Raw genomic sequence first — 12,823 nt, 5'->3', positions numbered from 1 at the left:
GCATGACTGCCGTACGACCCGACATCGCCCCGCAGCGGGCACCCGAGGCAACGGACTTCCCGACCGGATTCGTCTGGGGGGCGGCCACCGCCGCCTACCAGGTCGAGGGGGCCGCCGCCGAGGGCGGCCGCACCCCTTCCATCTGGGACACCTTCAGTCGCACACCGGGCAAGGTCCGCAACGGTGACACCGGCGACATCGCCGCAGACCATTACCACCGCTACCGCGACGACGTGCAGCTGATGAAGCAACTGGGGCTGAAGGCCTACCGTTTCTCCGTCTCCTGGTCCCGGGTGCAGCCCACCGGCCGGGGCCCCGCCGTCGAGCGCGGCCTGGACTTCTACCGCAAGCTTGTCGACGAGCTGCTCGAAGCCGGCATCACGCCCGTCGCCACGCTCTACCACTGGGACCTTCCCCAGGAGTTGGAGGATGCGGGCGGCTGGCCGCAGCGCGTCACCACCGATCGGTTCGCCGACTACACAGCCATCCTGGCCGGCGCCCTCGGCGACCGCGTCGGCATGTGGACCACGTTCAACGAGCCGTGGTGTTCGGCCTTCCTCGGATACGGCTCCGGTGTGCACGCTCCCGGCCGCACCGAGGCCGCGTCCGCACTGCGGGCGGCCCACCACCTCAACCTCGCCCATGGCCGGGCGATCGAGGTTCTGCGCGGTCGACTCCCGGCTAGCGCGCAGACCTCGGTCACCCTCAATCTCCACCAGGTCCGCCCGCTGACCGACAGCGCGGCCGACGCGGACGCCGCCCGCCGGATCGACGCTGTGGGCAACCGGGTGTTCACCGGACCGATGCTGCGCGGTGAGTACCCCGAGGACCTGATCGCCGACACCTCGCACATCGTCGACTGGTCGCAGTTGGTCCACGACGGTGACCTGGCCGCGATCTCCCGTCCGGTCGACGTCCTGGGTGTCAACTACTACACGCCGACGCTGGTTTCCACGCCCGCCGAGGGCGCCGGCGACTCGCGCAACGACGGCCACGGCGTCAGCGACCACTCCCCGTGGCCCGGCTCCGAGCATGTCGCCTTCCATCTCGCCGAGGGCAAGGAGCGAACCGCGATGAACTGGGCGATCGACCCCGACGGCCTGTACCACCTGCTGATGGACGTCACCCGTGACCACCCCGGGCTGCCGCTGATGGTCACCGAGAACGGCGCGGCCTTCGACGACTACGTCTCGCCCGAGGGCCGGGTCGAGGACCCCGAGCGGATCGAGTATCTGCGCGGCCATCTCGGCGCCGTGCGGCGTGCCGTCGCCGACGGCGCGGACGTCCGCGGCTACTTCCTGTGGTCACTGATGGACAACTTCGAGTGGGGGTACGGGTACTCCAAGCGCTTCGGTGCGGTGTACGTGGACTACGCGTCCCAGCGCCGCATCCCCAAGGCGAGCGCCCACTGGTACGCGGATGTGATCCGCCGCCACGCGCTTCCCCCGACCGACGCCTCCTGACTCCCGCAGACCCCTGGGATCCGGCCCTGTGCCGGGTCCCAGCCGTTTTCCGCCCGCCAGTTGAGCCCTCCCGCCCCCCGGACGCTGCACGGCCCTTGACCACGCGCGTAGAGTGGGAGCGCTCCCAAAAGAAAGTTGCGGTACGGGCGGTCGACCCGGTGGAGTGTCAAGGGATCCCACATCGGGACTTGGTTTGGATATCCGACTGTGAGAAATTGACCGCGAACGGGAGGCGGCCATGACGGTAGCGCGAGTACGGAGCGGTAGGCGGCCCACGCTCGAAGAAGTCGCGGCACGAGCGGGGGTGGGGCGCGGTACCGCCTCGCGGGTCATCAACGGTTCACCACAGGTCAGCGCACACACGCGTGAGGCGGTGGAGGCGGCGGTCGCCGAGCTGGGTTACGTGCCCAATCGCGCGGCCCGCGCCCTGGCCGGGAACCGCATGGACGCCATCGCCCTCGTCGTGCCCGAGTCGGAGAGCCGCTTCTTCGCCGAGCCGTACTTCTCCGACATCGTGCGGGGGGTCGGCGCGGCCCTCGCCGACACCGACATGCAGCTGCTGCTCACCCTGGCGGGCAGCGACCGCGAGCGTCGGCGGCTGGCCCAGTATCTGACCGCGCACCGCGTCGACGGTGTGCTGCTGGTCTCCGTGCACGCCGACGACCCCCTGCCCGACCTGCTGGAGCAGCTCGGGATGCCGGCCGTGATGAGCGGTCGCAGATCGGCCTCCGAACCGCTCGCCGCGGTCGACTCGGACAACTTCGAGGGCGCCCGCAGCGCCGTCGACCATCTGATCTCCCGGGGCCGCCGGTCCATCGCCACGATCACCGGACACCTCGATGTGTACGGTGCGCAGCGGCGCCTCGACGGCTACCGCAAGGCGGTCGCCTCCGCCGGTCTCGAGCCGGACGAGCGGCTGATCGCCCCCGCCGACTTCACCGAGGAGGGCGGCGCCCGCGCCATGCGCGGCCTGCTGGCCCGCCGGCCCGATGTCGACGCGGTCTTCGCCGCCTCCGACGTGATGGCCGCGGGTGCCCGTCAGGTGCTCCGTGAGGAGGGCCGGCGCATCCCGGACGACGTGGCGCTCGTCGGCTTCGACGACTCGGCCGTGGCCCGCCACATGGACCCCGCGCTCACCAGCGTGCGTCAGCCGATCGAGGAGATGGGCCGGGAGATGACGCGGGTGCTGCTCCAGGAGATCGCGGGCGAGGACCTGGAACGCCCGCAGATCGTGCTTCCCACCGAGCTGGTCGTCCGCGACTCCTCGTGAGGACGACGGGTGCGGGTCGCGGGGCTCGCCCGCTGACCCGGTGGGCGGCCGCCGGGCGCACCCGGCCCGCACCTGCCCGTCGGCGAACCGGTCGCGGGCGACACCTGCCTGATCAGCCACCGGCCGAATCGGCGACCGTCCGCCCGTCCCGCAGCCCGATCACCCGGTCACAGGCGTCGGCCACATGGTCTTCGTGCGTGGCGATCAGGACCGTGGTTCCGTGGGCGCGCCCGAGCCGCACGATCAGGTCCATGACGGCGGTCCCGGTGGCCGAGTCCAGGGCTCCGGTGGGCTCGTCGGCGAGCAGGAGCCGGGGCGCGGCGATGAGGGCACGGGCCAGGGCGACGCGTTGCTGCTGGCCGCCGGAGAGCTGTGCGGGGTGGGCCTTCTCGCGGTCCGCCAGACCCACGGCCTCCAGCAGTTCGCGGGCGCGCGCGTGGTGGTCGAAGCCGGCACGGCGGGGCAGGACGGGTGCCAGGACGTTGTCGATGACGGTCAGGGCCGGCAGCAGATGGAAGCGCTGGAAGACGAATCCGACCGTGCGGCGGTAGGCGGCGAGCCTGCGGGTGCGCAGGGCCGTCACCTCGGTGTCGCCGACCCGCACCGATCCGGAGTCGGCGCGTTCGATGGCGCCGAGCAGATGCAGCAGGGTGGACTTGCCGGACCCCGAACGGCCGGTGAGCGCGACGATCTGCCCCGCGGGGACCGTGAGATCGATGCCGTCGGCCGCGGTGATGACGGCCGCGCCCTTGCCGAAGACCTTGGTGAGCCCGGTGACCTCGACGGCCGCACCGCCGGTGTCCGCCCGCCCGGTCGCCCGGTCCGTTCCGGTGTGTGACATGGCTTCCTAATCCTCCTGGAGGAGCGCGCTGGTGGGGCTCCGGGTGAGCATCACGGCGGGGACGAGCGAGGCCGTGGTGGCGAGGGCGACGCCGGTCAGGGCGGCGAGCAGCGCGGTGGTGACGAGCGTAGGGGTGACGGCGCCGGTGAGCCAGATGATGAGGCCGATGCCGGTGGCGGCACCGGTGGTGGCGCCGAGCACTCCGAGGAGGGTGCCTTCCGTGAGGACGAGCCGGGTGAGTTCGCCGTCCGACCAGCCGGTGGCCTGCAGTACAGCGAACTCGGCGGCCCGTTCGCGGATGCCGAGGTAGATGACGTCGGCGGCGGCGAAGGCGCCGAGCAGGGCGGTGCCGGTGGAGGCGGCGATGTCGACGCCGCGGGCCCGGAGCGCGATGGCGTCGCCCATGACGGTGCCGACGACGTCGTCCTCGAACGACCAGAGGATGGCGGCGATCGTGGTGACGGCCGCGACGCCGACGGCGAGGGCGGCCGCGCCCAGGAGCGTTCTGCCCGGGACCCGGGCGAGGTTGGCGCAGGCCAGGCCGGTGACGGTGTGGTGCCGGCGAGGGCGTCGGGCCGCGCGGACCGCGGGGCGCAGGCTCGCGGCCGGGTGGCCCGACGAAGCCCTGAGCGCGGGCAGGGCCGTGGCGAGGAGGGACAGGACGAGGGCGATGGGGACAGCCGCGGCTGCCCGCAGGGGAGAGACACCGAGGCCGAACGGGCCGGCGAGCAGCAGGGACAGAAGCGAGCCGAGAGCTCCTGCGGCGGTGCCGAGCAGGGCTGTCTCGCTGAGGACGAGTGCGGTGACCCGGGTGCGGGGCCAGCCCAGGCAGCTCAGTACGGCGAGTTCGCGTCTGCGGTCACGGACGGCGGCGGACGCGGAGTTGACGAGGAACAGGGCGCAGACGCCGAGGACGAGGCCGAACAGCAGAAGACTCTTGCGGTCGGCCGCCTCGACGATCCGCACGGCGACCCCCTTGCTCGACCAGCCCTCGGACAGGGCCAGTGCCGGGCGTCCGTAGTCGCCCGCCGGCAGGTGGACGGTACGGGGAGCGGGGGAGGACCCCATGGTGAGGTCGACGCCCAGCCCGGTCTCCTTGCCGATCCTCTCGGCGACGAGGCGTACGCGTTCCCTGGAGCGGGCGTCGGTCCCGGTGATGCCGTCGACGCGGACCCGGATCGCGGAGATGGGCGCCACAGCCTGTTCCGAGGCGGGATCGAGGACGCGGACGAGTGCGGCGAGCGTGGTGAGGAGCTGGGGCGGGGTGGCGAGGTAACCCCCGGGGTTGGAGTTCGGCATCAGCGGCCGGTCGCCCAGCAGTTCGCGCGAGGCGGCGTCGGCCCCCGTCGCCTCGACGGGCTGGTACGTCTCCAGAGGGACCTCGGACAGGCGGGAGAACTCGGTCAGCCGCTTCGGGTCGTACGTCCCCACAGCCAGACCGTCCCCCAGCCAGGTGCCCGCCCGGAAGTCGGGAGCCTGGTACTCGGGCACACGGTGGAGCGGCCGCTGTTTGCTGTCCCGGGCCAGCCAGGGCGTGGGCCACCCGGTGTGGTTGCTGTTGGCCCAGAGCCTGCCGATGTCGGTCCGCACCGTACGAGGGGTGAGGCTGCCGTCCGCGGCGGCCCGGTAGGAAGGCGCCCCGGACTGGATGATCCGGTACAGGTCGGCGCCCTTGCGGCTCGTCCTGTAGACCGTGCCGACCGAGTAGGAGCTGTCGGCGACCTGCCCGCCCCTCTTCCCGGCGATCACCGTGTCGAGGGCACGGTGGGCCTGCCCGGCGAGGCCGACCGGGCCGGCGGGCGAGCGGGAGACGGTCACCGAGAGCTGCTCGTCGACCTGGGGGTCGGAGGAGATCAGCAGGGGCACCGAACGGCTGCTCCGCCCGCCGCTTTTGGGTCGGCTCACCCCGGTCTCCTCCTGCCGCAGATAGCGGCCGGACACGACCGCCTTGTCGAGACCTACCAGCTTCGCCTCCTGGGCCGGGTCGACCGCCGCGAGCAGCAGCGAGACCGGCCAGGAGACCCGCGCAGTCAGCCGGTGCGCCGTACCCGACCACAGGCCGAACGACCCGTCGTCCGCCAGGTGGGCCACCTCCAGCCCGCCGCGGCCGCTCGCGGACCGGGAGATGGAACTGTCCGTGGCGCAGACCGGCACGGAGCGCCCGTCCGGCAGTACCTCCAGGGGCGGCAGGGAACTCTCCGGGTCGTCGCAGACGGCCAGCGCCTCCGCCGTGTCGAAACCGTTGGCGTAGGAGGGGGGTGGGGCCTGCCACGACGGGTCCGACTTCTCCTTCGCCGGATCGAGGTGGAAGTCGGGCCAGACGACTCTGTTCCTCGTTACATAGACGTAGTTGGGCAGGTCGTCCTTGAGCGTGCTGAGTCCGCGGTCGGTGTGCCACGTCGGCTTCACCGTGATCAGTTGTTGGGTACGGCGACGGTCCACCTGATCCGTGATGTCGACGGCGACCCCGCTGTTGTCGAGGACGTACCCCACCATGGCGACCGGCGCGGCGACGCCCACGCCCGGCATGCGCGCGATCCGGTCCTGCTGGTCCCGGGTGATCCCGCCGAACTGCCCGGACAGGAAGTTGGGCCGCACCAGGCCCTGGCCGCTCTCCCGTGCGTCGCGGGCTCCCGCCGGGCGGACCAGGATGTCGTACGCGCCGCGGAAGTTGTCGTTCACGGTCCCGGTCGTGCGCAGCTGCGAGGTCTCGGCGGTGGAGGTCAGGAGCGTGAAGCCGGTCGTCGCGGCCAGCACCCCCGCGACGAGTGCCAGGCTCCGCGCGGCCCTGTGTCGCACCTGAGTGAACGCGATGCCCAGCACCTGGTGTCCCCCTGACGGAAAGCCGGTGTGCGGGCACGGCCCTCCGGGCCCGCACACCGGCGGTTCGAACGGTGATCAGGTGCAGGCTTCGCCGGTGTTCTCCCAGCCGTTGCAGAACGAGCTGTCCCAGCACTGGTTCCGCTGCACCCTGCCGTTGTAGCAGCGGTACTTGTACCACCACACGGCCTCACCCGTGATCTCTGGAGCCAGCCGGTCCGCCAGCCTGTCCGCCATCTTCCGGAACGTACGCATGACGCTCTCCTCTCCGTCCGACCGCCGGTGCGATCGGATGGTGCGGCACGCTAACTCCCCTGCATACACGGGATATCCAGGCCCGCCTGTAGGTGGCGTGTATGCCCGCCTCCTAGGCTGCGCCCGCCGTCCGGAACCGCCGGACGGCGGGCCCACGAGGCCATGTTCCGGCCTGTGAGGGGGAGCCGTGGCGTACTTCGTCCTCGCCTGCCAGGTGCTGACGGCTCTCGTCTTCCTGACGGCAGCAGCCGGCAAGCTCCGCTCCCGCGCCGTGTACGCCGGTTTCGTTGCCGAGCTCGGCAACTGGCCCCTGGTGCCCGCCGGTCTCCGGCCCGCCGTCGCGCGGGCCGTGTCCGTCGCCGAGGCGGCCGTCCCGGTCCTGATCGCCGTGCCGGTGACCCGCCGCGCCGGAGCCGCGCTCGCCGCGCTCCTTCTCGCCGCCTTCCTGGCGGCCATGATCCTGATGCGGGCACGTGGCACGGTCGCACGGTGCACCTGCTTCGGCCGGAATCCCGCGACGCTCGGCACCCGGCATCTCGTCCGCACGGCCGTCCTGTTCGGCGCGGCCGTGTCCGCACTGCCCGGGCAGGGCGCCGACGGGCCGGCCACCGTGGGCGGAGGACTGATCGCGGCCGGGTTCGGCGCACTCGGCGCACTCGTCGCCGTGACCCTCGACGACATCGCCGAGGCGGCCGGGCCCGCAACGCCCCGCGGCGTCACACACACCCCAAGGAGCTGAAGTGTCCCTCACGGGCGCGGCGGTCGCCCTCGTCGGAGCGATCGCCCTGTTGAACCTGACCCTGACCTACGGCTTGATCCGCAGGCTCCGTCCGGGAGCCGGACCCGGCCCGGCGGGCGGTCCGGGCGGCGATCACGGGGCCGGTATCGCCCCGGTCGCCCGGGACTTCGTGGCCGTCACCGCACAGGGCCGGACGATCGGCCGCGGTGATCTGCCTGACGGAGCGCTCGTCGCCTTCTTCAGTACGGGCTGTCCGCCGTGCGCCGCACTCCTGCCCCGCTTCGTCGCCGCTGTGCCGGGCCTCGGGCTGCCCGTCCCCGCCGTGCTGGCGGTCGTCGCACCGGGACCGGAGGAGCAGGAGTACGTGAGCGCCCTGGCGGAGGTGGCGACGGTGGTGTCCGGGGAGCACGCGGCCGCGGTCGCCGAGGCCTTCGGAGTGGTCGGCTATCCGGTCGTGTGCAGGCTCGCCGCCGACGGAGCGGTGACGCCGGTCGAGCACGAGTGGATGGCCCCCTTCGCGCCGGTGGCCCCGTGAGGCACCCCGTACGCCCCCTCGGCACCGTACTGGGCCTGGCGCTGCGCTTCGCCTGGCCGCAGTTGGCCGGAGTCGTGCTGATCGCCCTGACGCTGGCCCAACTCCCGGTCCTGGTGGCCTGGCTGATGAGTGCGATGCTCAACGCGATCGCCCAGGGCGGCGGTACGCCCGCGCAGGTCACCGGCCCGGCCGTCGCGACGGCCGTCGCGGGCCTGGCGCTCGCGGTGCTCCCGCACGTCGAGACGCTGCTGCGCGGCGAACTGTCCCGCCGGGTCGCGCTCGCCGCGCAGGACCGGCTCTACACGGCGGTCAACGGATGGAGCGGGCTGGGCAGATTCGAGGACCCCACGATGCTGGACCGGCTGCGGCTGGCGCAGCAGTGCGGGCAGCAGGCGCCCCCGCAGGTGGTCATGGGCGTCATGGGACTGCTGCAGGCGGTGGTCACCGTGCTCGGGTTCCTCGGCTCGCTCGCCCTGGTCAGCTGGTGGCTGGTGGCGGCCGTGTCGCTCGCGGCACTGCCCGCGCTCGCCGTGGAGCTGCGGATGGCACGCGTCTGGGCGGACACCGAACTCCGGGTGACACCGCTGGAGCGCCGCGAGTGGTTCTACTCGAATCTGCTGGCCAGTGTGAAGGCGGCCAAGGAGATCCGGCTGTTCGGCACCGGCGATCATCTGCGGGCGCGGATGCGGCGCGACCGCCGGGCCATCAACAGTGCGCACCGGGCCACCGAGATACGCAACGCTCTTGTGCAGGGACTCCCGGCCGCGCTCTCCGGAGGCATCGCCGCTCTGGGCCTGCTGTGGGCCGTGCGCGAGGCCGCGCGCGGGGCGATGTCGGTGGGGGAGGTCTCGCTGACCGTTGCCGCGATGGCGTCCGTGCAGGGCAGCTTCGGCACCGGCGCCGCCCAGCTGGCGGTGGTCCGGCGCAGTCTGCTGCTGTTCGCGCACTTCACGGCGGTCGTCCAGGCCCCGCCGGATCTGCCCGTGCACCGGCCGGCTGCCGCGCCCGCCCGGCTGAGCGTGTGCATCGAGCTCCGGGACGTGTGGTTCCGGTACTCGGACCAGCACGACTGGGCGCTGCGGGGCGTGAATCTCACCGTCCCCGCCGCTTCGACGCTCGCCCTGGTCGGCGACAACGGGGCCGGTAAATCCACCCTGGTCAAACTGCTCTGCCGGTTCTACGACCCCACCCGCGGCACCGTGCTGTGGGACGGCCAGGACATCCGTACGTTCCCTCCGGCCGAACTGCGCAGGAGAATGAGCGCGGTCTTCCAGGACTTCATGCGGTACGACGTGTCGGCGGCGGAGAACATCGGGCTCGGTGACGGGGACGACGCGTCACGCCATCCGGACCGGGTCCGGGCGGCGGCCCGCAGGGCAGGCATCGACGGCCTCCTGGCAGGACTGCCGCGCGGCTACGACACCCTGCTCAGCCGCGCGTTCACCGAACCGTCCACCGGCGACGACGACGCGAACGACGTGGACGACGGGGTGGAGTTGTCCGGAGGCCAGTGGCAGCGGGTGGCGCTTGCCCGTTCCCTCCTGCGCGAGGACCCCGATGTACTGATCCTCGACGAACCGGCATCGGGGCTCGACCCGCAGGCAGAGGACGAGGTGCGCCAGGCCCTGCGGCGCCACCGGCGGGGCCGGACGAGCATCCTGGTGTCGCACCGCCTCGGCACGGCCCGGGAAGCCGACCTGATCGTGGTGCTGCGGGCCGGGCGGGTGGTCGAGCAGGGGAATCACGAAGAGCTGATGGCGAGGACGGGCCGGTACGCCGATCTGTTCGGGCGTCAGGCGGCGGGATACCGGGAGCGGCGACAGCCCCCCGCGCATCCGTCGCAGGAGGCGGAGCGCGTATGACGCCCTGGGCGTTCGCAGCGGCCGCACCGGCGATGACGGCCGTGGTCGCGGTCACCGTCGTCGCGGTCGTGTGCGTCCGGACCCGCCGCAGTCGGCTGCGGGTCACGGTCGCCGGGCAGAGCATGGCGCCCGCGCTGACACCCGGGCAGGTGGTGATCGCCCATCGGGTGGGCCCCGGGGGACTGCGGACCGGGGATGTGGTCGTCCTGGTCAAGCCCGAGTGCCCCGGGGACTGGTGGTGGCCCGCGGTGGGCGGACCGGTGGGGGAGGGGGCCTGGCTGCTGAAGCGGCTGGCCGCGCTGCCCGGAGACCCGGTTCCCCCGCCGGTCTCCACCTCTCTCGGAGTGACCGGGGTCGTACCGGAAGGCGTCGCCGTGGTCCTCGGCGACAACACCGCGGCGAGCGTCGACTCCCGCGACTTCGGTTTCGTCCCGGTCGACCGGGTGATCGCCCGCGTACCCCGCTGAGCACGCAAGAACCTAGGGTGCATTTCCGAAGTGGATCTTGATGTGTCAAGATCCACTTCGGGGGAAGGCATGATCTGACGAATGCGCAGTGGGCGAAGCTGGAGCCGTTGCTCCCGGTCGGGAAGAAGCCTGGGCGGCCGCCGGTGCACACCAAGCGGCAGTTGATGGACGGCATACGCTGGCGCACCCGAGCTCGTGCTCCGTGGCGGGACGTGCCCGAGCGGTACGGCCCGTGGGAGACGGTCTATGGCCTGTTCCGGCGTTGGCAGCGGGACGGCACCTGGCACCGCATCGTCGAGCAGTTGCAGGCCCGGGCCGACGCCGAGGGGCTGATCACATGGGATGTCTCGGTCGACTTGACCATCGCCCGCGCCCACCAGCATGCGGCGGGAGCCCGTAAAAGGGGGATCTGCAGGTCGAACCGCCAGGCGGTATCTTCACCGAGCCCGACGACCACGGGCTCGGACGCTCCCGGGGCGGGCTGACCACCAAGCTCCACCAGGCGGTCGAGCAGGCCCAGAAGCCGATGTCACTGGTGATCACAGCAGGGCAACGTGGTGACTCCCCGCAGTTCCAGGTGGTCCCGGGCCGCCCGCGCACCCGGCCGGACAAGGTTCGTGCCGACAAGGCGTACGGCTCCCGCGTGAACCGCGCCTACCTGCGCAAGCGGGGTATCCGCTGCACGATTCCGGAGAAGCGCGACCAGATCGCCAACCGCGAGAAGCGCGGCTACCACGGTGGCCGGCCGCCGAAGTTCGACAAGGTCGACTACAAAGAGCGCCACGCGGTGGAGTGCGGAATCCATCGCCTCGAGCGACACCGCGCAGTCGGTGAGGTCGACTCGGTGCGCCCTGCTGGTGTTTCCACCAGTGGGTTTCCCCGAGCCGCCTCCCGAACCCGGCGTGCCCGTCTCCGGGCACCGGGCTCTCCACAAGCCCCGATTGGGATACTCCGATTCTCATGCCGCAGTGAGCCACGGGCTCGGGATCACGGTCCCTCGGTATCGGTATCTGGTCGTGCTTACCTTCGCCGGATTGAACAGTTCTCCGTCCTCGGTGGCGGGCCACCAGCCGCCGTCGCAGTAGCGGCGGCGAAGCTGCTTCCACGTGATCCCGGGGTGCTTGCGCCGAATCCACCGAATAACCCTCATCCACGCGAAGTGGCTGAGATAGCAGAAAGCAACGTTCGAGACCCCGGGGCGGAAGTACGCGCACCATCCCCGCAGCACCGAGTTCAGCTGGTGCAGTAGGGACGTCAGCGGCAGGCCGACATTCTGTCTTCCGGTCAGCTCCTTCACCTTGGCCGTCGCCGAGCGAACCGATTTCCGCGCCGGGTAGGTGTAGATGTACTGCCGGTCAGTGCCCCGCTTCCGGTGACGCTGGACGCGCCATCCGAGGAAGTCGAAGCCCTCGTCAATGTGGGTGATCCTCGTTTTCTCGACTGACAGGCGAAGGCCCATCGGTGTCAGCGCCTCCGCGACGGCCCCTCGCAATTCCTCGGCGTGATCCCGGCTGCCGGAGACGAGTACGAGGAAGTCGTCCGCGTACCGGACCAGCCGGTAGTTGGGCATTCCCCGACGCCGCCTCTTGCGCCGTTCCCCAGAGGTACTGCCCGATCCGATTCCGCACCCGGTCCATCAGGGCCGTGTGCGAGATCTCGTCGAAGCACGCCGTGATGTCGCCTTCCACCACCCATTCGTAAGAATGGCTAGCGAAATAACGCGTCTCGGCGATCGCGTCATGAGCCCGGCGATTCGGGCGGAATCCATACGAGTACGGAAGGAAATCCGCTTCGAACACCGGCTCCAGCACCAGCTTCAAGGATGCCTGGACCACCCGGTCCGCCATGGTCGGAATCCCGAGACGACGGAGCTTGCCGTTCGCCTTCGGGATCATCCGTTCACGCACGGCGACCGGCTGAAAGCTGCGATCTCTCAGTTGAGTTCGCAGCCCGTCGAGGAAAGCCTCGACTCCTTGCCCGGCCTCGATGGAGCGTGCGGTCTTCCCGTCCACTCCGGCCGTGCGGGCACCCTTATTTCCCCGGACCCGATCCCACGCCACCAACAGAAAGGCGGGGTCGGCCACGAGATTGAACAGATCGTCGAACCTGCGATGAGAATCATCAGTTGCCCAACGGTGCAGCTTGGTCTGAATCTCCAGTACCCGGCGTTCGGCCTTCATCAAGGCCCACTCCAGCTCGTCGGTATTCACCGGCGACAACCTCCTGGCATTCCATTGTCCCTACTGCTGACTTGCTGGCCCCCTTCCCCATGTGGCCGGCTTTCCCGGCCTCCGAGTACTACGGAGCCTCCGCCCTGCCCGACGGCCATCAGCCGGCGATGGGCCTGCCCTCGACCGAACTGGAGGTCCGGCCCTGGGGCGACCGCGGGCAGTTCCCACGTTCACCACGGAATCGATCGACGGGTGAGGTGCCCAGCTCTACCCCGGCAGCATCGCCACGCTTACGCCGCAGGCTTTCGGCGTGGCCTCCCCACCGATACGTGGAATCGGATTCGGAGTCGACCGCCAACTGTCGGCGGCCGTGCACTGCGTCCGGCCCATATCCGCCAGA

12 protein-coding genes and 1 pseudogene are annotated in these 12,823 nt (G+C 71.2%); 8 read left to right on the top strand and 5 right to left on the bottom strand.

Annotated elements, in window-relative coordinates; all coding sequences use genetic code 11:
• Positions 1-2: 2 nt before the first annotated feature.
• Together AB0I23_RS05740 and AB0I23_RS05735 are read left to right on the top strand one after the other, a co-directional pair.
• A complete protein-coding gene (locus AB0I23_RS05740; protein WP_359107150.1) occupies positions 3-1,463 on the top strand; it encodes a GH1 family beta-glucosidase in 1,461 nt (486 codons plus the stop codon).
• A gap of 238 nt (positions 1,464-1,701) precedes the next feature.
• On the top strand, positions 1,702-2,733 hold the full coding sequence (locus tag AB0I23_RS05735; protein ID WP_359107148.1) for a LacI family DNA-binding transcriptional regulator: 1,032 nt from the start codon (positions 1,702-1,704) through the stop codon (positions 2,731-2,733).
• A 112-nt stretch (positions 2,734-2,845) separates the two neighbouring features.
• Here AB0I23_RS05735 and AB0I23_RS05730 read toward each other — a convergent pair whose 3' ends face one another.
• From AB0I23_RS05730 to AB0I23_RS05720, 3 genes are all read right to left on the bottom strand, one after another.
• Positions 2,846-3,574: an ABC transporter ATP-binding protein gene (locus tag AB0I23_RS05730; RefSeq protein ID WP_359107147.1), complete on the bottom strand. Its 729-nt coding sequence runs from the start codon at positions 3,572-3,574 to the stop codon at positions 2,846-2,848.
• 6 nt (positions 3,575-3,580) lie between these two features.
• A complete protein-coding gene (locus AB0I23_RS05725; RefSeq protein ID WP_359107145.1) occupies positions 3,581-6,397 on the bottom strand; it encodes an ABC transporter permease in 2,817 nt (938 codons plus the stop codon).
• A 75-nt stretch (positions 6,398-6,472) separates the two neighbouring features.
• The gene (locus AB0I23_RS05720) at positions 6,473-6,649 is read right to left on the bottom strand and encodes a hypothetical protein (RefSeq protein ID WP_359107143.1); all 177 of its coding nucleotides are present in this window, start codon (positions 6,647-6,649) and stop codon (positions 6,473-6,475) included.
• A gap of 187 nt (positions 6,650-6,836) precedes the next feature.
• Between AB0I23_RS05720 and AB0I23_RS05715 the strand changes: the two genes are divergently transcribed.
• The 6 genes from AB0I23_RS05715 (at position 6,837) to AB0I23_RS05690 (ending at position 11,501) form a co-directional block, all read left to right on the top strand.
• Complete coding sequence (locus tag AB0I23_RS05715; RefSeq protein ID WP_359107141.1) at positions 6,837-7,388, top strand: MauE/DoxX family redox-associated membrane protein; 552 nt, start codon at positions 6,837-6,839, stop codon at positions 7,386-7,388.
• A 1-nt stretch (position 7,389) separates the two neighbouring features.
• Positions 7,390-7,923 carry a hypothetical protein gene (locus AB0I23_RS05710; protein WP_359107139.1) on the top strand — a complete coding sequence of 178 codons (534 nt, stop codon included), beginning with the start codon at positions 7,390-7,392 and terminating at the stop codon, positions 7,921-7,923.
• The gene (locus AB0I23_RS05705; protein ID WP_359107137.1) at positions 7,920-9,785 is read left to right on the top strand and encodes an ABC transporter ATP-binding protein; all 1,866 of its coding nucleotides are present in this window, start codon (positions 7,920-7,922) and stop codon (positions 9,783-9,785) included. The genes AB0I23_RS05710 and AB0I23_RS05705 overlap by 4 nt, the downstream gene beginning before the upstream one ends.
• Positions 9,782-10,252 (top strand): S26 family signal peptidase, encoded by a 471-nt coding sequence (locus AB0I23_RS05700; protein WP_359107135.1) that lies wholly within the window; start codon positions 9,782-9,784, stop codon positions 10,250-10,252. Before AB0I23_RS05705 ends, AB0I23_RS05700 begins: the two co-directional genes overlap by 4 nt.
• A gap of 107 nt (positions 10,253-10,359) precedes the next feature.
• Positions 10,360-10,737, top strand: a complete 378-nt coding sequence (locus AB0I23_RS05695) for a transposase (RefSeq protein WP_359107133.1) — start codon at positions 10,360-10,362, stop codon at positions 10,735-10,737.
• On the top strand, positions 10,662-11,501 hold the full coding sequence (locus tag AB0I23_RS05690) for a transposase (protein ID WP_359107485.1): 840 nt from the start codon (positions 10,662-10,664) through the stop codon (positions 11,499-11,501). The genes AB0I23_RS05695 and AB0I23_RS05690 overlap by 76 nt, the downstream gene beginning before the upstream one ends.
• Here AB0I23_RS05690 and AB0I23_RS05685 read toward each other — a convergent pair.
• Positions 11,394-11,756 (bottom strand): annotated as a pseudogene (locus AB0I23_RS05685) (group II intron maturase-specific domain-containing protein); the annotation flags it as partial. The gene AB0I23_RS05690 and the pseudogene AB0I23_RS05685 overlap by 108 nt on opposite strands.
• Positions 11,665-12,099: a reverse transcriptase domain-containing protein gene (locus AB0I23_RS05680; RefSeq protein WP_359107484.1), complete on the bottom strand. Its 435-nt coding sequence runs from the start codon at positions 12,097-12,099 to the stop codon at positions 11,665-11,667. The gene AB0I23_RS05680 and the pseudogene AB0I23_RS05685, both read right to left, overlap by 92 nt.
• Positions 12,100-12,823 lie beyond the last annotated feature (724 nt).

Source organism: Streptomyces atratus (assembly GCF_040655115.1).
Lineage (GTDB): Bacteria > Actinomycetota > Actinomycetes > Streptomycetales > Streptomycetaceae > Streptomyces > Streptomyces atratus_D.
Note: the sequence above shows the minus strand (reverse complement) of the source record. Positions and strands in the feature narration are given on the sequence as shown.